Source organism: Actinoallomurus rhizosphaericola, assembly GCF_024055675.1.
Taxonomy (GTDB): domain Bacteria; phylum Actinomycetota; class Actinomycetes; order Streptosporangiales; family Streptosporangiaceae; genus Actinoallomurus; species Actinoallomurus soli.
Window position 1 is genome coordinate 57,713 of record NZ_JAMXMW010000033.1, and the last position, 19,563, is coordinate 77,275.

Sequence of the window (19,563 nt, forward strand, 5' to 3'; positions counted from 1 at the left end):
CGCCGAGGATTCTCGCTGTCACCGCGGCGGAAGGTCTCGGCCCTCACGGACGGCCGGCTCGGTCGGCACTTCGTCAAGCCACTTGAACAGGCCGTTCAAGTGCCTTGAACGCGACGGCGTCCGCGCAGCACCCTCTTCGATGAGGAGGACTGCCGTGTCCGGACGAGCTGCGTCCATGGCCGGCGCGTCGGCGCAGGCGAGGTACCGCGCCCTACGCGCGGAACGGCGCCAGGAGCGGGCCGTCGCGCGGCTCGTGATCACCGGGGTCGCCGGTTCCATGACCGCCGGGCTGTTCGGCTGGGCGCCCGGGCTGGCGGTCGGCGTGGGGCTGCTGGTCGCGCAGCTCCTCTTCTTCCGCGTCCGGCCGGGCGCGCTGACCGACTGGCGGCGGGGAGCGGCCGCCGAGCGGCGGACGGGCCGGCGGCTGTCCCGGCTCGACCCCGCGTACTTCCACGTGCTGCACGACCGGGCGCTCCCCGGCGGCTTCCGGGAGAACCTCGACCACCTGGTCGTCGGCCACACCGGCGTGTACGCGATCTCCTCACGGCGGTGGCCCCCGCTCACCCGGCTGCGGGCGGACGGCCGGCTGTGGGCCGGGCCCCGGCCGCTGACACGCCTGCACGCCCGGACCCGCCGGGCCGCCGCGGCGGTCGCGGACCGCCTCGCCGCCGAGACCGGTCACGAGGTCGAGATCTCACCGGTGATCGCCGTACACGGCGGCCGGCTGCCGCGCGGCGGGATCGTGCACGAAGGAGTGCTGCTGCACCGGGCCGACCGCGTGAACCGCCTCATCGAGCGCCAGCCCGTGCTGTTCACCACCGCCGAGGTCGCGGCGATCGCTGCCGCTGCGGAACGCATTCTTCCCCCGATGATCGACATATGACGAAAAACCAGCACCCTTGGTGACGGATTAGTACGCTCAGCGCAACAGCCGAACATCTTTTCGCAGCCGGGGAGGTCGCATGGAGGGGCGCATCGTGATCTTCGGCGCGACCGGCTACACCGGCGCCCTGACCGCCCGGGCGCTCGTCGACCAGGGAGTACGCCCCGTCCTCGCCGGACGGAACGCCAACGCCCTCGCGGCGCTGGCCGCCGAGCTGGGCGGCCTGGAGACGGCGTACGCGGACACCGACTACCCGTGGACGGTCCGCTCCCTCGTCGAACGCGACGACGTGCTCGTCTCCACGGTCGGACCGTTCCTGCGGCACGGCCACGCGGCCCTCGCCGCGGCGGTCGACGCGGGGGCGCACTACCTCGACACCGCCGGGGAGCCGCGGTTCATCCGCGAGGTGTTCGACGAGTACGGCGCCAAGGCGAGCTCCGCCCTGCTTCCCGCGTTCGGCTACCACCACGTGCCCGGCAACCTCGCCTGCGCGCTGGCCCTCGACCGGGTCGGCGAGGACGCCGCGCGGGTCGACGTCGGCTACTTCCTCGGCGGCGGATCACTCGTGCGCGGCCTGTCCGCCGGCACCTTCGCGTCGGCGCCGGGCCTGCTCGCCACGCGGACGTACACCTACCAGGACGGCGTCGTGGACGAACCGCGGTGCCGGGTGCGGGACTTCGAGATGGCGGGCCGCTCGCGCCCCGGCATGTCCATCGGAGGGTCCGAGCACTTCACGCTGCCGGCCTCCCATCCCGGGCTGCGCGAGGTCAACGTCTACCTCGGCTGGTTCGGCGCGGCCTCGCGGATCGCCGCCCGGCTGCCGCGCGGCCGCGCCGCCGCCGCCACGATCGGCTTCTGCGGGCGCGGGCTGGCCCGCTTGGCCCGCCGCCGGGCCGGCAAGGGCACGCTGACGTCGCGGATCGTCGCCGCCGCCTATGACGCGCAGGGCGGCCTGCTGACGGAGGTCCATCTCTCGGGCGGCGACCCGTACGATTTCACGGCCGGAATCGTCGCCTGGGGCGCCCGTCAGGCCGCCAGCGGAATGACAGAAACGGGCGCCCTTGGGCCGGTTGCGGCTTTTGGGCTGTCCGAGCTGGAGGCCGGCTGCGCCATGGCGGGGATATCACGCGTCACCGGCTGAGGCCGTGGCCGTACGGGCGTGGTCTGAGGTCGTTCGCGCTGTTCAGGCCGTACACGACTGTGGTGAAGCATCTGCGGTGACTTCCCCCGGCGAATCGCTTAAATCCGATATTACTACCTAGAATTCCGCCGAACAGAGATCGTTTATTTCGCGCGGACGAATTATCTACGCAAGGGCCGCGGGAAACAGTTGAATGCGAGGCGGAAAAGGCTTTACCTTCGCGGCATGGAAGACCGCCTCTTGGTCGATGGCCTGCGGTCGGGCGATCCCGGCGCGGTCGGCGCGGTGTACGACGCCTACGCCGATCGCCTCTACGACTACTGCTGGTTCCAGCTGCGCACCCGTGAGACGGTGCAGCTGGCCCTCCGCGACGCGCTGCTCGCCGCCGAGGCCCACATCGGCGAGCTGCGCTCCCCTGAGCGGCTCGGGCCGTGGCTGTACGCCCTCGCGCGGATCGAGTGCCGACGGCGGCGGCCGCCGGGGGCGCTGCACCCGGACCTCCCCGTCGCCCGCCACGACCAGGACGACGTCGATCTGCGCGTGATCGCCTGGCGGGCGGTCACCGGCCTGCCGGCGCTCAGCCAGGAGCTCCTCGACCTGCACCACCGCCACTCCCTCGGACCGTCCGACATCGCCGGGATCATCGGCCTGCCGGCCCGCGAGGTGGCGGACCTCATCGTCCAGGCGCGTGAGCTGCTGGAGGCGTCCGTCATCGCGGAGATCCTCGCCCACGAGGACGCGTTCGAGTGCGACGGCCGGGCGGCGATCCTGCGCCACCGCCGCGGGGAGCTCGGCGACGACGTGCGCGAGGCCCTCGTGAGCCACGGGATCGCGTGCGACGTCTGCGCCGCCCACCTGCCGCGCACGATCTCCGCCGCCAAGGTCTGCGCCCTGCTGCCGCACGCCGCCCCGCCCGACTTCCTGCGCCGGCAGATCACGGGCTGCTTCACCGACCCGCGGCTGGCCGGTTACCGGCTGTTCGCCGCCGCCCGCCTGCGCGGCTTCGGGGCCCGGGGCTTCCCCCGGCAGCACGGGCCGGGGCGCGCACACCCGCCCGTCCGTGACGCGCGGTGGCCGCGGGGCCTGGCCGCAGCGGCCGGCGCGGTCGTCACCGCGGTCGGGATCGCGGCCGTCTTCCCGTGGATCGGCCGGGACACCCGCCACGCTCCCGCCGTCGCCGGCGGCGCCTCCCCGCCCCACACGCGCGTGCCCAGCCCCGGCCTGGTCGCGCCTCCGGCGGTCGGACGGCCCGTCGCGGCGACGTTCGCGCTGGATCCCCGGGCCCCGGCCATGGCGCCGGCGGAGCAGCCGGCGCCTCTCGCGCCCGCCCCCGGCGACGGGTGGATCTACGTCGTGCCCGCCCGGCTGAGCCTGGCCCCCGGCGGCACGGGCGTCCTCACGATCCAGGCGGTCGGTGGGGGAGCGGCCGGCTGGCACGCCGCGGTGACGGGAGCGGCGACCGTCGAGCCCGCGGAAGGGCCCGCCGACCTCCTGCCCGCCACCGTCCACGTGCAGGCCCCCGCCGACGGCCCGGGCGAAGCGGTGATCACCTTCTGGCCCGGCGGGGCGCGGGTCGTGGTCGACTGGAGCGGCCCGTCCGCCCCGCCCCCGTCCTCGCCGTCCGCCCCGCCGACGCGACCGTCCCCACCGCCGTCCCCACCGACGCCGCCGCCGTCCACCCCGGCAGAACCGACGTCCCCGCCGCCGTCGACCCCGGCTCCGCCGTCTTCGCCGCCGCCGTCCGGCCGACCGTCGGACCCGCCGCCGAGCACCCCGCCCTCCTCGCAGTCCGGCCCGCCGGAACGACGCCCCGCGCCCGAACCACAGTCCGAGGACCGGCGGTCCGGGGAGCGTCACACCGGCGACGGCCGACCCGACCCGGCCGGGAACCCCGCGCCGTCCGCGCCGGGGAGCCCCTGATGGCGGCGTACACCGTCCGCCCCGGCGACCTGCGCGGTGACCTGGTCGCGCCGCTCGCCGTCCCGCCCCGGCTGGCGGACGTCGTCGAGCGGATCCAGCGGGCGCCGTGGCCGCAGTGGCTGCAGCCGGGCGCCCGGATGCGCCGCGAGGTCGCCGAGCTGTGCCGCCTGCAGTCGGCGCGCGGCCTGACCGTACTGGCCTGGCTCGCCGAGGGCGACGCCCCCGCAGACATCGACTGGCTGCTCGACACCCACCGGCTCACGGGCCGCCGCCAGGAGCGGATGTACGGCGCGGCCGAGCGGCTCGCCGATCCGGTCCGTGAGCTGGTCGTCGCCAACTGGACGTGGGCGCTGTCCACCGCGCACGGCGGCAGGGTGACCGCTCCGTTCTTCGCCAGCCGCGCCTATCCCGACGACGGGTACGCCGCCGCGCACGCGACCGTGACCCTGCTGCAGCTGTGGGACCGCATCCCCGAGGTGCGCCAGGCGCTCGCCCTGGCCTGGGCCGCGACCCGTACCCCGGCCGACTGGTGCAAGGCGGCCGAGCTGCGGGCCGGCCACGGGGACGAGGTGCCGATCTTCACGTATCCCCGGGGTCCGCTGCCGCCCAAGTCGGCCGTACGGCCATGGATCGGCCGCCTCCTGAGATGCGCCTGACGGGCTGATATGCGCCGGCCCTCCGGGTCTGGCCGCCGGTCGGCGCCGCCCGCCTCCTGAGGAAATCACGACTGTGACCGGTGTTTCCCTTGTGACTCCTGGGGCTAACTGAGTGACAGATCGCTCACGAGGAAACGGGGTCCGAGGGGGCACTGTGTCAGCTGTTGTCCGGCGCCGGCTCGGCGCCGTGGTGGTCGCGACGTGCGCGATCACCGGTCAGGCCGCCGGCCCGGCCGGCGCCGAGGTCCTCGCGGGGGCCGCTCCGGGGGCTCGGCCCGCACCGGGCACGGACACCGGACCCACCACGCGTGACGTCGCGCGGGGCCGGGAGCGGGTGCGCGCGCAGGCCGCCCGCGTCGGACGCATCAACGCCGAACTCGCCGAGGCCGACGGGCTGCTGGGCGACCTGGGCGACCAGGCGGAGAGCGCCGTCGAGCGCTACAACGCCGAACGCGTCAAGCTCGACCAGGCGAAGGCGGCCTACAAGGCGGCGGCGCGGCGGTCGGCGCAGGCGCGGCGCCGGCTCGCACAGGTACGGGACGACGTGGCGAGGATGGCGGTCGGCGCCCACCGCGGCCAGGGCGGCCCGCCGCCCGTGGCCACCGCTTCCGGCGGTGCGGGCGGACCTACCGCTTCGGGCGGCGCCGGAAGACCTGCCGCTTCCGGCCGTGCGGGAGGACCCGCCGCTTCCGGCGGCGCGGGAGGATCCGCCGCTTCCGGCGGCGCGGGAAGACCTGCCGCTTCGGGCGGTGCGGGAGAAACCGCCGGGTCCGGCACGCGGGCGACGACGCAGGTGCCGGTCGATCGCAGACGCGCCCTGCTCCAGCGGGAGGCCGCGGCCCAGACCGCCGCGGACGTCTCCGAACTTCAGGCGCGCGAAGCGCTCGCGGCCCAGGAGGAGGCCGTACGCAGCGCCGCCGACGCCCGGCAGGCGGCCGTCGAGGCGGTGGCGCGCCAGCAGGAGGCGGTACAGCGGATCCAGCAGCGGAAGGCCGCCCTGATCGCCGAGCTGGAGGCCGCCCGGACCAGCGTCGCGGCCCTCGAAGAGGCCCGGACCGCGGCCCTGGACCAGGCCCGCGTCGCGAGCATCGGGACCGAGCGGACCGTCTCGTCCCACCAGGTCGTGCCCACCGGAACCTCGCCGCAGCAGGACGTGCCCGCCGGAACGTCGCTCCACGCAGGGGTCCCCGTCGGGGCCTCGTCGCATCAGGTCGCGCTAGCCGGGACGCGGCTCGGCACCGGTGACCGGGCGCTCGTCCGTGGGCTCGCTCGCGGCTCCGACCTGGGCTCTGTCGCCGCGACCGCCGCGTTGAAGTGGCTCGGCACGCCGTACTCCTGGGGCGGAGGCAACGAGACCGGGCCGACCCGGGGCATCGCGCAGGGGGCGGGCACGGTGGGGTTCGACTGCTCGGGCCTGGTGACGTACGCCTGGGGGAAGGCCGGGGTCCGGCTGGTCCACTACGCGACCGCGCAGTACAACGCCGGTCCGCACCCGTCACGCGGCGAACTGCGCCCAGGGGACCTGGTCTTCTTCGCGCACAATCCCGCCGACCCGAGCACGATCCACCACGTCGGGATCTACATCGGAAACGGGCAGATGGTGGAAGCGCCGTTCACCGGCGCGCGGGTGCGGATCTCTCCGGCGTTCCGTCCGGATTACGCCGGAGCCACCCGTCCTGTCGCCGCGCCGCTGCTCAGTGACCGTGCTGCGCCGCGCGCTTGACCGACAGCTCGATCTCGGCCTCGGCCTCGGCTCGGCCGGTCCAGCTCGCGCCCTCGACGGACTTGCCGGGCTCGAGGTCCTTGTACACCTCGAAGAAGTGCTGGATCTCCAGCCGGTCGAACTCGGAGACGTGGTGGATGTCGCGCAGGTGCTCCATGCGCGGGTCCGTGGCGGGCACGCACAGCACCTTGTCGTCACCGCCCGCCTCGTCGGTCATCCGGAACATCCCGACGGCGCGGCAGCGGATCAGGCAGCCGGGGAACGTCGGCTCCTGCAGCAGGACCAGGGCGTCGAGCGGGTCACCGTCCTCGCCCAGCGTGTTCTCGATGAATCCGTAGTCGGCCGGGTACTGGGTCGAGGTGAACAGCATCCGGTCCAGCCGAATTCGGCCGGTCTCGTGGTCCATCTCGTACTTGTTGCGCTGGCCTTTCGGGATCTCGATGGTGACGTCGAATTCCACAATGTCCTCCGCTCCCCGGGGCGGGCCGAGGTTGTTCTGGTTGGATGTTGGCTCGTACAAGGATCTCGCACCGTGGTGAGTGCACGACGATGGGGGAGGGGCGCACGTGCCGAGGCCTGAGCGCGTCGTGGCCATGCTCACACTGGCGCTCTTGAACGTCTTCCTTGTCGCCGCCGCGCTCGCAGTGGTCAAGCTCACACCGGACCGTTCCCTGGCGGTACGGCCTCCAACCGTCGCAGAGCGGACGATCCTGACGGCGGCGGCACCGGCGCTGAGCCCGACGACCGCGTCCGCGCCGGAGCCGAGCTCGGGCAGCCTCACGTCCCGGCTGGACGGCCTCATGGGGCAGTCCGGCATGGGGGCGAACCTGTCGGGCACCGTGATCGACGTGAGCACCGGGCGGGCGCTGTACGCCAGCAACGCCGACCGGCCGGCCGTTCCCGCGTCGACGACCAAGCTGGTCACGTCGACGGCGGTGCTCGCCGCCGTCGGGCCGGAACACCGGCTGACCACGAAGGTGGTCAAGGGCGGTGGCGGCGTCATCCTCGTCGGTGGAGGCGATTCGTCCCTGACCCGTTCGCCGGGCAAGAACGCGTATCCGCGCCCGGCCTCGCTGACCGACCTGGCGAAGCAGACGGCCACGTCGCTGAAGGCGGCCGGCACCCGCAGCGCGCGCGTCGATTGGGACGTGTCGCTGTTCCAGGGCAAGCAGATGGGGCCGAGCTGGAAGGCCAACTACATCGGCGAAGGCGACGTCTCCACGGTGTGGGCCCTGGAGGTGGACGAGGGCAGGGTCGCCCCGACCTCGCACGTACGCGTGCAGAACCCGCCCCGCATCGCCGCCGACGCGTTCGTGAAGCTGCTGCGCAAACAGGGGATCTCCGCGACCCTCGGGTCCCAGACCACCGCGCCGCAGGGCGCGCAGCAGCTCGGCGCCGTCCAGTCCCCGCCCGTCTCGGCGCTGGTCGAACAGCTGCTGACCAACAGCGACAACGACATGGCCGAGGCGATGGCCCGTCAGGTGGCCCTCGCCCGCCACCGGCCGGCGTCCTTCGCCGGGGGCGCGGCGGCCGTCCACGAGGTGCTGGCCGGGCTCGGCCTCGCGAACGGCATCGCCACCGTCGACGGCAGCGGCCTGTCGCCCGACAACCGCATCACCCCGAACGGCCTGGCCCGGATCCTCGTGGCCGCGGCCTCGCCCAGCCACCCGGAGCTGGCCTCGATCATGTCCGGGATGCCGATCGGCGGCTTCTCCGGCACTCTCGCCGGCCGCTACCGCACCGGTTCCTCCGCCGCCGGGCTGGGCGTCGTCCGCGGCAAGACCGGCACGCTGAACGGCGTGAACACCCTCGCCGGCGTGGTGTACGACTCCGACGGCCGACTGCTGTCGTTCGCCTTCATGGCCAACCACGTCGCGAACCCCAGCGCCGCGCTGGCCGCGCTGGACGGCCTGGCCGGCAGCCTCGCGACCTGCGGCTGCCGCTGACGACTCCCCGGGGCCCGCTCCGCGCGGCGACCTCGGCCCCGGCCCGCGTGGCGGCCCGGGGCCGTGCCGCCGGGCGGCCCGTGGGAGTCGATCCGGCCCGTTCGCGCGTTGGACGAGATATGGGCATGCCCCCGACAACAGCGGGGACGTACCGTTAGAGGTGCCCGGCCGGAGAGGTTACGTGATGCCAGCATCCATGATCGACTGGAACGTCGCCGTACAGACGGGGACCCGCCTCGTCCGCTCGGGACCCCAGGTGAGCCCCACCGAGGCGCGCCAGGTCGTCGCCGAGCTCAGAGACCTGTCGCGGATCGCGCAGGGCCACGTCCGTGAGTTCACCGGGATGGACGGCGGGCTGGACCCGTCCCCGGCCAAGGTCGTCGACCGGCCGGGCTGGATCAAGGCGAACGTCGACGGCTTCCGCGTCGTCCTCGAGCCCCTGATGGAGCAGCTCCAGGAGCGCCGGGGCGGCGGGATGCTCGGCGGGATCGGCGGCGGCGCCGGCGGCGCGGTCATCCAGGCCGTGGGCTCACGGGTCACCGGGGCCCAGGTCGGGGCGATCCTCGCGTACATGGCCAGCCGCGTGCTCGGCCAGTACGAGCTGTTCCTGCCGCCGGACCCGGCGGGCCGCGCGCCGACGGGGCGGCTGACGCTGGTCGCGCCCAACATCGTGCACGCCGAGCAGGAGCTGGACGTCGACACCCATGACTTCCGGCTGTGGGTCTGCCTGCACGAGGAGACGCACCGCGCTCAGTTCGCCTCGGTGTCGTGGCTACGCGCCTACGTCCAGGACCAGATGACGGCGTTCCTGCTCGCCGCCGACCTCGATCCCGGCGCGCTGCTCAACCGGCTGCGCGACGTGGGCGAGGCCGTCGCGGACGCGGTGCGCGGCGGCGAGGGCAACCTCATCGACGCGATCCAGACACCGGAGCAGCGAGAGATCCTCGACCGTCTCACCGCCGTGATGACGCTGGCCGAGGGGCATGGCGACTACGTGATGGACGCCGTCGGCCCCGAGGTCGTGCCGAGCGTGGCCGACATCCGTGCCAAGTTCCAGCACCGCCGCGAGGGCGGTTCCGGGGTGGACCGGGTCATGCGCCGCCTGCTGGGCCTCGACCTGAAGATGAAGCAGTACGCCGAGGGCTCACGGTTCGTCAGGACGGTGATCGGGCAGGTCGGGATGGAGCAGTTCAACCGCGTCTGGACCTCGCCGAACACGCTGCCCACGCACGCCGAGATCCAGGATCCCGCCCTGTGGGTCGGTCGGGTGATCGGCAAGCCGGAGCTGCCGCCCACAGCGGACTGACCCCCGAGGCCCTCCTCGGGCGAGCCGATCCCAAGGCGCGGCCCTGGGCGGCCGGCCCTCAAGGCGCTCGGCGGGCCGGTCGGTTTCCCAAGGCGCTCCTCGGCTCGGTGCCGGACCGGGGAATCACCCCAAGGCGCTTCTCGGGTCGGCGGGGAGCTGGAGAATGGGGCCGTGGGACCTGATCCGGCGGTGGCGGCGGTACGCCTCGCGGTCCGCGGCGTTCTCCGCGAGATCGACGCGGGCGACCTCGTGCTCGTCGCGTGCAGCGGTGGCGCCGACTCCCTTGCCCTCGCGGGGGCGCTGGCGTTCGAGGCGGCCAGATCCGGTCATCGGGCGGGCGGCGTCACCGTCGACCACGGCCTGCAGGACGGCTCGGCCGAACGCGCCGCCGAGGTCGTACGGACGATGGCGGGGCTCGGTCTCGAGCCTGCCGAGGCCGTGCGCGTCACCGTGGGAACGTCCGGCGGCCCCGAGGCCGCCGCCCGCGACGCGCGGTACGCCGCGCTCGCCGACGCCGCCGCGCGCCACCGCGCCACCGCGGTCCTGCTGGGACATACGCGGGACGACCAGGCCGAGACCGTGCTGCTCGGTCTCGCACGCGGCTCGGGCGCCCGTTCTCTGGCCGGGATGGCGAAGGCGGCGGGCCCCTACCGCCGGCCGCTGCTGGACCTCGATCGCGATCTGGTCCGCCGCGCCTGCCTGGCGATGGACCTGGACCCGTGGGAGGACCCGCACAACGGCGATCCGGCGTTCGCCCGGTCGCGGATCCGCCGGGACCTCCTGCCGCTGCTGGAGAAGGAGCTCGGGCCCGGGATGGCGGCCGCGCTGGCCCGTACGGCGCGGATGCTGCGCGACGACGCCGACGCCCTCGACGCCTGGGCCGAGCGCGCGCTCCGGGAGGCCGGGGAGCCGGGAGAGGCCGAGGGAGCCCCGGTCGGGGAGGCCGAGGAAGCCACGGCTCTCCGGAAGGCCGAGGGAGCCACGGCTCTCCGGAAGGCCGAGGGCGGCGGAGGCGGACCGGGGCACGCGGCGCTCGGGGGCTCGGCGGAGGGCCGGGAGACCGTGCTGGCCGTTGAGGCGCTTGCCGGGCTGCCGCGGGCGGTGCGCACGCGGGTGCTGCGCCGGGCGGCGATCGCGGCGGGCAGCCCGCCGGGGAGCCTGGCGGCCGTCCATGTCGACGCGGTGGACGCCCTCGTCACGGCCTGGCGGGGCCAGTCCCACGTGGACCTACCCGGCCGCGTTCGGGCTTGGCGCCGGTATGAAAGGCTGCTCTTCGGGCCGTCCGAATCCTCCGATAAGTAGGCAACCAGGAGTTTTCAGGCGGGCGCGAACTGGACGTCATGATCGCGAAAGGCTCTGCGGTGGACGAAACGGACATGCGGGCAGATCTCGAAAAGGTGCTCATCCCGGAGGAGGAGCTCCAGAGCAAGATCCGGGAGCTCGCCGCCCAGATCGACGCCGACTACGCGGGCCGGGAGATCCTGCTCGTCGGAGTGCTGAAAGGCGCGGTCATGGTCATGGCGGACCTCGCCCGCGCGCTGCACTCGCCGGTCTCGATGGACTGGATGGCCGTCTCCTCCTACGGCTCAGGGACCCAGTCCTCCGGCGTCGTACGGATCCTCAAGGACCTCGACGCGGACATCATGGACCGCCATGTCCTGATCGTCGAGGACATCATCGACTCGGGGCTCACCCTGCACTGGCTGATGAGCAACCTGGAGTCGCGCGGCCCGGCGTCCATCGAGGTCTGCGCGCTGCTGCGCAAGCCGGACGCCGCCAAGATCGAGGTCGACGTGAAGTACCTCGGGTTCGACATCCCGAACGAGTTCGTGATCGGCTACGGCCTGGACTACGCCGAGCGCTACCGCAACCTTCCGTTCGTGGGAACACTTGCCCCACACGTCTACGGTGGAAGTGGGGAACAAGAGGGTTAGCTTAGTACGTTGCTAGTTGCGAAGTAGGGCACCGGTCGTCGTGCTGCGGTCTTCCGTGAGACCGGTGTACCTTCGGTATCCCGGCTGTAATGCGGGGAGCCACACTCGGGAAGGCCGCCTCGGCGCATTCGCGGCGGGGTCTTGGAGACGCTGGTCAGGAGGGACGGGCCCCATCGTGGGGCACCGCATAAATGGATCTGAAGCGCTACTTTCGCGGGCCGTTGCTGTGGATTCTGGCCTTCGGGGCGCTGGTGCTCCTCGTCATGTACGGGATCAATCCCGGCGGCTCGTACGAGAAGGCCGATACCTCGAAGGTCGTCCAGGCCATCCAGAACAACCAGGTCAAGTCCGCCCAGATCATCGACAAGGATCAGCGGATCGAGGTCAAGCTCAAGAACGGCAAGCAGATGCAGGCCTCCTGGGTCAGCGGCCAGGGCAACGACCTGGCCAAGCTCCTCCAGCAGAAGGCCGATCAGGGCCAGCTGACGAGCTACAACACCTCGGTGCCGAAGCAGAACGTCTTCTTGAGCCTGCTGTTCAGCTTCCTGCCGATCGTCGTGGTCGTGCTGATCTTCCTGTTCATCATGAACCAGATGCAGGGCGGCGGCTCGCGGGTGATGAACTTCGGCAAGTCGCGGGCCAAGCTGGTCACGAAGGACACCCCGAAGACCACCTTCGCGGACGTCGCCGGCGCGGACGAGGCGATCGAGGAGCTGCAGGAGATCAAGGAGTTCCTGCAGAACCCCGCCAAGTTCCAGGCGATCGGGGCGAAGATCCCCAAGGGCGTGCTGCTGTACGGCTCGCCCGGTACCGGTAAGACCCTGCTGGCCCGGGCGGTCGCCGGTGAGGCGGGGGTGCCGTTCTACTCGATCTCCGGTTCGGACTTCGTGGAGATGTTCGTCGGTGTCGGCGCCTCCCGGGTCCGTGACCTGTTCGAGCAGGCCAAGGCGAACGCCCCCTCGATCATCTTCGTCGACGAGATCGACGCGGTCGGCCGGCACCGTGGCGCCGGTCTCGGCGGCGGCCACGACGAGCGCGAGCAGACCTTGAACCAGCTGCTCGTCGAGATGGACGGCTTCGACGTCAAGGGCGGCGTCATCCTGATCGCCGCGACGAACCGGCCGGACATCCTCGACCCGGCGCTGCTGCGCCCGGGCCGCTTCGACCGGCAGATCGTCATCGACCGGCCGGACCTGGAGGGCCGTAAGGGCATCCTGCGGGTGCACGGCCGTGGCAAGCCGTTCGCGCCCGACGTCGACCTGGACACCATCGCGCGCCGTACGCCCGGGTTCACCGGCGCCGACCTCGCCAACGTGATCAACGAGGCGGCCCTGCTGACGGCCCGTATGGACCGCAAGCAGATCGACATGAACACCCTCGAAGAGGCGATCGACCGGGTCATGGCCGGGCCGGAGCGCAAGAGCCGGGTCATGTCCGACAAGGAGAAGAAGACGATCGCCTACCACGAGGGCGGTCACGCGCTCGTGGCGCACGCGCTGCCGAACGCCGACCCCGTGCACAAGATCACGATCCTGTCGCGCGGGCAGGCGCTGGGCTACACGATGACGCTGCCGATGGAGGACAAGTTCCTCGCCAGCCGGTCGGAGATGCTCGACCAGCTCGCGATGCTGCTCGGCGGCCGTACCGCCGAGGAGCTGGTCTTCCACGAGCCGACCACCGGCGCGGCCAACGACATCGAGAAGGCGACCTCGATCGCCCGCAAGATGGTCACCGAGTACGGCATGTCCGAGCGCCTCGGCGCCCGCAAGTTCGGCGAGGGCAACGGCGAGCCGTTCCTCGGCCGGGAGATGTCGCACACCCGTGACTACTCCGAGGAGATCGCCTCGGCGATCGACGACGAGGTCCGCCGCCTGATCGAGTCGGCGCACGACATCGCGTGGGAGATCCTCGTCGAGTACCGCGACGTGCTCGACAACCTGGTGCTCCAGCTGATGGAGAAGGAGACCCTCTCCAAGCAGCAGGTGCTGGAGATCTTCGAGCCCGTGACGAAGCGCCCGGCCGCCCCGTCGTACAGCGGCTACGGCAAGCGGCTCCCGTCGGACCGCCCGCCGGTGCTGACGCCGAAGGAGCTGGCGCTGCTCGGCCCGAAGGACGTCCAGGACCTCACCCAGGGCAACGGCAGCGGCTCGTCCCGTCCGGCGCTCGGTGAGCACCACCAGGACAGCGATACCGAAGGTAAGGCGTGACCGAGAGACTCGTCCCGCACGGACCGCCGGTCGACCAGGCTCGAATCGAGAAGGCGGTCCGGGAGATCCTGCTCGCGGTCGGGGAGGACCCCGACCGCGACGGGCTGCTCGACACCCCGGCGCGGGTCGCCCGGGCGTACGCCGAGCAGTTCGCCGGGCTGCGGCAGCGGCCCGAGGACGTCCTCACCACCGTGTTCGACGCCGACCACGACGAGATGGTGCTCGTCAAGGACATCGAGGTGTACAGCACCTGCGAGCACCACCTCGTGCCGTTCCACGGCGTCGCGCACGTCGGCTACACGCCGAACGCCCGCGGGCAGATCACCGGGCTGTCCAAGCTGGCCCGGCTCGTCGACGTGTACGCGCGGCGGCCCCAGGTGCAGGAACGCATGACCTCCCAGATCGCCGACGCGCTGATGGAGTTCCTCAAGCCGCGCGGCGTGATCGTCGTCATCGAGGCCGAGCACCTGTGCATGACCATGCGCGGGGTCCGCAAGCCCGGCGCGAGGACGGTGACCTCGGCGGTGCGGGGCGACTTCCGCGAGTCGCCGAGCACCCGCGCGGAGGCGATGAGCCTGATCCTCGGCCGCTGACTCCCCGACAGGGCGCCGGCACCGGCGCCCTGCTCGGTGCCGGCACCGGCGCTCTCCTCGGCTCCGGCACCCCCTCGGCTCCGTGCTCTCCTCGGCTCCGTGCTCTCCTCGGCTCTCAGCGCCTTTCCTCGGGACCGACGGTGCCGATACCTGCCCTCAGGGTGACGGCCTTCTCACCGAACGGACTCGTGGCGAACTCCATGCCTTGACCAATCGTCGAACGAGTAGCCCCGCATCGCGGGAGACTGCGGCCGGACTCCGAGGAATCGAGGTCGGTGTAGATGGCAGACCGGGCACGCCCGGATGACGACGCTGTGGGGCCGTGATGGGGACGAAGCAGGACGCGCCGGTACGCCCGGAGCCGGGTGGAGCCTCGCTGGAGCGCCGCCTTCAGCGGCGCTGGGTGCCGGCCGTCACCGGATGGCTGTCCTTCCTGATCGGCCTGCACGACGTCGTCGGAGCACTGCTGCCCGAGTGGCACCGCCGGATGGTGCGGCTCGACGAGTACGTCCCCGGCTCCGTGAACAACGCGGCCCGTACGGCCACGCTCGTCGCCGGGCTGCTGCTGCTCCTGCTGTCCCACGCCCTGCGCCGCCGCAAGCGGCGCGCGTGGCGCGCGGTGGTCGGCCTGCTCGCCTTCACGATCGTCTCGCACGTCGTCAAGGACTTCGCGCTGTCGGCCATCGTCGCGGCGGCGATGCTGGGTGCGCTGCTGTACTTCCGCGACGAGTTCTACGCCACCGGCGACCCGCGGACCCGGTGGCGGGCGCTGTGGGTGGGGTCGTTCCTCGCGGCGGCCAGCGTCGGGGTCGGCCTGCTGTTCATCACGGTGAACCGGCACGGCCTCGTCCGCGACTACTCCTTCTCCGAGCGTCTGTGGCACGTGGTCGGCGGCCTGTTCGGCGTCACCGGTCCGGTGACGTTCGTCTCCGAGCGCCGCAACGACCTGTTCGGCCTGATCCTGGGCTCGCTCGGCCTGTTCACCGGGGGTACGACGGCCTTCCTCTTCCTCCGCCCGGCCGAGCCCGCCCCCTCCCTGTCCGCCGAGGACGAGGAACGGATCCGGGCCCTGCTCTCCCGGCAGGGCCACCGGGACTCGCTCGGCTACTTCTCGCTGCGCCGGGACAAGAGCGTGATCTGGTCGCCGACCGGCAAGGCGTGCGTGACGTACCGCGTGGTGTCCGGGGTGATGCTCGCCGGCGGTGACCCGATCGGCGACCCGGAGGCGTGGCCCGGCGCGATCCAGGCGTTCCTGGAGGAGGCGGCCCGGCACGCCTGGGCGCCCGCCGTGATGGGCTGCAGCGAGCTGGGCGCGGAGGTCTGGTGCCGCGACACGGGCCTGTCGGCGCTCGAACTCGGTGACGAGGCGATCGTGGACGCCGCCGAGTTCTCCCTGGAGGGCCGGACGATGCGCAACGTCCGGCAGATGGTGAACCGCGTGGCCCGGCAGGGCTACACCGCCGAGGTGCGCCGCGAGAAGGACTTCGCGCCCGAGGAGCTGAGGGCGCTGTGGGCCCAGGCGGACGCCTGGCGTGGCACCGACACCGAGCGCGGCTTCTCGATGGCGCTGGGCCGGGTGGGTGAGTCCGGGGACGAGGAGTGCGTGGTCGCCACCGCGAAGAAGGACGGCGAACTGCACGCCATCCTGCACTTCGTGCCGTGGGGTGCGGACGGCCTGTCCCTCGACCTCATGCGGCGCGACCGGTCCGCCCAACCCGGCCTCAACGACTTCCTGATCGTCGAGGCGCTCAAGGCCGCCCCGGACCTGGGCGTCAAGCGGATCTCGCTGAACTTCGCGGTGTTCCGCGCGGCGCTGGCGCGAGGTGAGCGGATCGGCGCGGGTCCCGTCCTCAAGGCCTGGCGCGGCCTGCTGATCTTCCTGTCCCGCTGGTTCCAGATCGAGTCGCTGTACAAGTTCAACGCCAAGTTCCAGCCGGTGTGGCAGCCGAGGTTCTTCGTCTACCCGAGCCTGAACGACGCGCCCCGGATCGCCCTGGCCGCGCTGGAGGCCGAGGCGTTCATCGTCTGGCCGCGTCTGCGCATCCCCGGTCTGAAACGTCCGTGATGGCGGGGCCCCACTAGGCTGACGATATGACCATGAGCGTCGCCGGCCTGCCCGATCCCGGGCGCTGCCTCGTCATGGGCGTCGTCAACGTCACGCCCGACTCGTTCTCCGACGGCGGCGCCTGGTTCGACCATGACGCCGCGATCCGCCGGGGCCTCGCCCTCGTCGCCGAGGGCGCCGACATCGTCGACGTCGGCGGGGAGTCGACGCGGCCCGGCGCGCAGCGGGTCTCGCTGCGCGAGGAGCTGCGCCGGGTCATCCCGGTGATCGACGCGCTGGCCGCCGAGGGCGTGCCGGTCAGCGTCGACACGATGCGGGCCGAGGTCGCCGAGGCCGCCGTCGCCGTCGGCGCCCGCCTGGTCAACGACGTGAGCGGCGGGCTGGCCGACCCCGCCATGCCGCGCGCGGTGGCCAAGGCCGGCGTCCCGTACGTCGTCATGCACTGGCGCGGGCACAGCCATGACATGGACAAGCGCGCGGTCTACGCCGACGTCGTCCGCGAGGTGCGCGACGAGCTGCGCGCCCGCATCGACGCGGTCCTGGAGGAGGGCGTCGATCCGTCCCTGCTCGTCGTCGACCCGGGTCTCGGGTTCGCCAAGCGGCCGGAGGACAACCACAACTGGACCCTCCTCGCCCACCTGGACGCCCTGCGGGCCCTGGGCCACCCGGTTCTGGTGGCCGCCTCCCGCAAACGGTTCCTCGGCCGGCTGCTCGCGGCCCCCGACGGGACGCCCCGCCCGTTCGCCGAGTCCGACGACGCCACGGTCGCGATCACCGCGCTGGCCGCCGCCGCCGGAGCCTGGTGCGTCCGCGTCCACGAGGTACGGCCCAACGCCGACGCCGTACGCGTCGCCGCCGCCTGGGGAGCCGCCCGGTGACCGAACTGGACGTCCAGGCCGTCGAGGGAGTGCACGCGGAGTTCTACGCCGCGTTCGAGTCCGCGGACCTCGACCGGATGGGCGCGGTCTGGGCGGACGGCCCGTACGCCGACGACGTGGTCTGCGTCCACCCGGGCTGGCCGCTGATCCGGGGCCGGAGCGCGGTCCTGCGCTCCTGGGCGCTGATCATGGCCAACACCCCGTACATCCAGTTCGTGCTGACCGATACCCAGATCCGGATCTCCGGCGATCAGGCCGTCGTCAGCTGCGCGGAGAACATCATCACCGCCGCCGAGGAGAACGAGATCGGGCTCACCTCCGGGGGAAGCGTGGTGACCACCAACGTGTTCGTACGTACGGAGGCCGGGTGGCGGCTGTGGCTCCACCACGGCTCACCCGTCCTGGGCAGGGAGGAAGAGGTCGAGTGACCGACGGCAAGGTGGGCGGCGACCGGATCGTGCTCCGGGGCCTGCGCGCGTGGGGCCGGCACGGCGCCCTGCCCGCCGAACGCGAGCTCGGCCAGGAGTTCATCATCGACGTCACGTTGGGCCTTGACATCCGCCCGGCCGCGGCCGGAGATGATCTATTGCGTACCGTCGACTATGGGGCACTGGCCGACCGGCTCGTGTCCGTGGTCGAAGGCGAACCCGTCAACCTGATCGAGACGCTGGCCGAGCGACTGGCGGCCCGCTGCCTCGACGTGGCACAGGTCGAGAGCGTGGAGATCACCGTGCACAAGCCCAACGCCCCTGTGCCCCATCCCTTCACCGACGTGGCCGTGACCATTACCCGGAGCCGCTCATGACGACTTCTGAGCAGAAAAGCCGGACCGTGCTGTCGCTGGGCAGCAACCTCGGCGACCGCCTCGACAACCTGCAGGAGGGGATCGACGCGCTGTTCGACGCGCCCGGCCTCGACTTCGTCGCGATCTCGCCGGTCTACGAGACCAAGCCGATCGGCGGCCCCGAGCAGGACGACTTCCTCAACGTGGTGATCGTCGCTGACAGCAGCGTGGCGCCGCAGTCGCTCCTCGAACGCGTCCTGAACATCGAGGAGTCGATGGACCGCGTCCGTGACGTTCACTGGGGGCCGCGCACGCTCGACATCGACATCGTCACCGTGAACGACGTCACCTCCGACGCCCCGGAGCTGACCCTGCCGCACCCGCGCGCCCACGAGCGGGCGTTCGTGCTGGTGCCCTGGGTGGACGTCGACCCGGACGCCTCGCTGCCGGGCCGCGGCCGGGTCGCGGACCTGCTGCCCGCGGTCGCCGGCCAGGAGCTCCGGCGCCGGGACGACCTCTCCCTGCAGCCGCCCGCGTGAAGCCGACCCGGATCGCGGTCCTGGCCGCCGTACTGATCGGCGTCGCCGTCGTCGTGTGGGCGGTGGTGCGCTTGTTCTACACGTCGCTGCCGATCCTGCCCTGGACGATGGTGCCGTCGCTGCTGCTGCTCGCCCTCGGCGAGCTGTACACCGCGTTCTTCACGCGGGCCCGGATCCAGCACAAGCCCGGTACCAAGCCGATCGAGCCCCTGGTCGCGGCCCGGCTGGCGGCCCTGGCCAAGGCGAGTTCGCACGCCGCCGCGGTGCTGGCCGGCGGCTTCGCCGGCATGGCGATCTACCTGATCTCGTCGCTGGACAAGCCGACGCCCCGGCGTGACTTCTTCGTCAGCGGCGGCACCGCGCTGGCCGGGATCGCGCTGATCGGCGCGGCGCTGTTCCTGGAGTACGCCTGCCGCGTGCCGAAGGGCCCGGAGGACGAGAACGACCACCGGCACGCCTCGCGCATCTGAGTGTCGGTGGCGGCTGCCATGCTTCGCGTGACGGCCGACCGGGACAGGAGGGGCACATGGCGTCCGTGGAGGAGTTGCGGGAGATCGCGCTGGCGCTGCCCGAGGCCGAGGAGCGCGAGACGTGGGGCAGGCCGACGTTCCGGGTCCGCGACCGGATCTTCGCGATGCTGTCGGACGACGGCGCGTCGGCCAGCGTGAAGGCCACGAAGGACGAGCAGGCGGCGCTGCTCGCCGAGGAGCCGGAGATCTTCTCCTTCCCGGCGTACGTCGGACGGCACGGCTGGGTCGGCGTGGACGTCACGCGGGTCGACCCCGACCATCTCCGCGAGCTCCTCACCGACGCCTGGCGCCTCACCGCTCCCAAGCGCCTCGCACGGACCTACGAGGGCTAGCCTGCCGCCTGCCGCCTGCCGCCTGCCGCCTGCCGCCTGCCGCCTGCCGCCTGCCGCCTGCCGCCTGCCGCCTGCCGCCTGCCGCCTGCCGCCTGCCGCCTGCCGCCTGCCGCCTGCCGCCTGCCG

19 protein-coding genes are annotated in these 19,563 nt (G+C 72.6%); 18 read left to right on the forward strand and 1 reads right to left on the reverse strand.

The features are described from left to right. Positions 1-154: 154 nt before the first annotated feature. From NE234_RS42405 to NE234_RS42425, 5 genes are all read left to right on the forward strand, one after another. Positions 155-883: a nuclease-related domain-containing protein gene (locus tag NE234_RS42405; protein ID WP_252786831.1), complete on the forward strand. Its 729-nt coding sequence runs from the start codon at positions 155-157 to the stop codon at positions 881-883. A gap of 79 nt (positions 884-962) precedes the next feature. Next, a complete protein-coding gene (locus NE234_RS42410) occupies positions 963-2,024 on the forward strand; it encodes a saccharopine dehydrogenase NADP-binding domain-containing protein (RefSeq protein ID WP_252786832.1) in 1,062 nt (353 codons plus the stop codon). Between the two features lie 225 nt (positions 2,025-2,249). Next, positions 2,250-3,944, forward strand: a complete 1,695-nt coding sequence (locus NE234_RS42415) for an RNA polymerase sigma factor (protein WP_252786833.1) — start codon at positions 2,250-2,252, stop codon at positions 3,942-3,944. Next, on the forward strand, positions 3,944-4,600 hold the full coding sequence (locus NE234_RS42420) for a hypothetical protein (RefSeq protein ID WP_252786834.1): 657 nt from the start codon (positions 3,944-3,946) through the stop codon (positions 4,598-4,600). The genes NE234_RS42415 and NE234_RS42420 overlap by 1 nt, the downstream gene beginning before the upstream one ends. A gap of 154 nt (positions 4,601-4,754) precedes the next feature. After that, positions 4,755-6,323 carry an NlpC/P60 family protein gene (locus NE234_RS42425; RefSeq protein ID WP_252786835.1) on the forward strand — a complete coding sequence of 523 codons (1,569 nt, stop codon included), beginning with the start codon at positions 4,755-4,757 and terminating at the stop codon, positions 6,321-6,323. On the opposite strand, the gene NE234_RS42430 is transcribed toward NE234_RS42425, so the two are convergent. Then, positions 6,295-6,783: an inorganic diphosphatase gene (locus NE234_RS42430; RefSeq protein WP_252786836.1), complete on the reverse strand. Its 489-nt coding sequence runs from the start codon at positions 6,781-6,783 to the stop codon at positions 6,295-6,297. The two genes, NE234_RS42425 and NE234_RS42430, sit on opposite strands and share 29 nt — an antisense overlap. Positions 6,784-6,889: 106 nt before the next feature. Between NE234_RS42430 and dacB the strand changes: the two genes are divergently transcribed. The 13 genes from dacB (at position 6,890) to NE234_RS42500 (ending at position 19,437) form a co-directional block, all read left to right on the forward strand. Continuing rightward, positions 6,890-8,269, forward strand: coding sequence for a D-alanyl-D-alanine carboxypeptidase/D-alanyl-D-alanine endopeptidase (dacB, locus tag NE234_RS42435; RefSeq protein ID WP_252786837.1), 1,380 nt, complete (start codon positions 6,890-6,892; stop codon positions 8,267-8,269). Positions 8,270-8,465: 196 nt separating this feature from the next. Then, entirely contained in the window at positions 8,466-9,575 is a 1,110-nt protein-coding gene (locus tag NE234_RS42440) for a zinc-dependent metalloprotease (RefSeq protein WP_252786846.1), read from the forward strand. Positions 9,576-9,746: 171 nt separating this feature from the next. Next, positions 9,747-10,877, forward strand: coding sequence for a tRNA lysidine(34) synthetase TilS (gene tilS, locus NE234_RS45725; RefSeq protein WP_308207002.1), 1,131 nt, complete (start codon positions 9,747-9,749; stop codon positions 10,875-10,877). A gap of 59 nt (positions 10,878-10,936) precedes the next feature. Then, positions 10,937-11,509, forward strand: a complete 573-nt coding sequence (hpt, locus tag NE234_RS42455) for a hypoxanthine phosphoribosyltransferase (protein WP_252786838.1) — start codon at positions 10,937-10,939, stop codon at positions 11,507-11,509. 191 nt (positions 11,510-11,700) lie between these two features. Next, the gene (gene ftsH, locus NE234_RS42460; protein ID WP_252786839.1) at positions 11,701-13,716 is read left to right on the forward strand and encodes an ATP-dependent zinc metalloprotease FtsH; all 2,016 of its coding nucleotides are present in this window, start codon (positions 11,701-11,703) and stop codon (positions 13,714-13,716) included. Further along, positions 13,713-14,309: a GTP cyclohydrolase I FolE gene (gene folE / locus NE234_RS42465; protein WP_252786840.1), complete on the forward strand. Its 597-nt coding sequence runs from the start codon at positions 13,713-13,715 to the stop codon at positions 14,307-14,309. Before ftsH ends, folE begins: the two co-directional genes overlap by 4 nt. A 325-nt stretch (positions 14,310-14,634) precedes the next feature. Beyond that, the gene (locus NE234_RS42470) at positions 14,635-16,374 is read left to right on the forward strand and encodes a phosphatidylglycerol lysyltransferase domain-containing protein (RefSeq protein WP_252786841.1); all 1,740 of its coding nucleotides are present in this window, start codon (positions 14,635-14,637) and stop codon (positions 16,372-16,374) included. A 26-nt stretch (positions 16,375-16,400) separates the two neighbouring features. Beyond that, positions 16,401-17,252, forward strand: a complete 852-nt coding sequence (gene folP, locus NE234_RS42475; RefSeq protein WP_454923409.1) for a dihydropteroate synthase — start codon at positions 16,401-16,403, stop codon at positions 17,250-17,252. Further along, a complete protein-coding gene (locus tag NE234_RS42480) occupies positions 17,249-17,680 on the forward strand; it encodes a nuclear transport factor 2 family protein (RefSeq protein ID WP_252786842.1) in 432 nt (143 codons plus the stop codon). The genes folP and NE234_RS42480 overlap by 4 nt, the downstream gene beginning before the upstream one ends. Then, a complete protein-coding gene (gene folB / locus NE234_RS42485; RefSeq protein ID WP_406567141.1) occupies positions 17,677-18,057 on the forward strand; it encodes a dihydroneopterin aldolase in 381 nt (126 codons plus the stop codon). Before NE234_RS42480 ends, folB begins: the two co-directional genes overlap by 4 nt. Beyond that, the gene (gene folK, locus NE234_RS42490) at positions 18,054-18,575 is read left to right on the forward strand and encodes a 2-amino-4-hydroxy-6-hydroxymethyldihydropteridine diphosphokinase (protein WP_252786843.1); all 522 of its coding nucleotides are present in this window, start codon (positions 18,054-18,056) and stop codon (positions 18,573-18,575) included. Before folB ends, folK begins: the two co-directional genes overlap by 4 nt. Continuing rightward, the gene (locus tag NE234_RS42495; RefSeq protein WP_252786844.1) at positions 18,572-19,045 is read left to right on the forward strand and encodes a DUF3180 domain-containing protein; all 474 of its coding nucleotides are present in this window, start codon (positions 18,572-18,574) and stop codon (positions 19,043-19,045) included. Before folK ends, NE234_RS42495 begins: the two co-directional genes overlap by 4 nt. Positions 19,046-19,101: 56 nt before the next feature. Then, on the forward strand, positions 19,102-19,437 hold the full coding sequence (locus NE234_RS42500) for an MmcQ/YjbR family DNA-binding protein (RefSeq protein WP_252786845.1): 336 nt from the start codon (positions 19,102-19,104) through the stop codon (positions 19,435-19,437). The last annotated feature ends 126 nt before the right edge of the window (positions 19,438-19,563 follow it).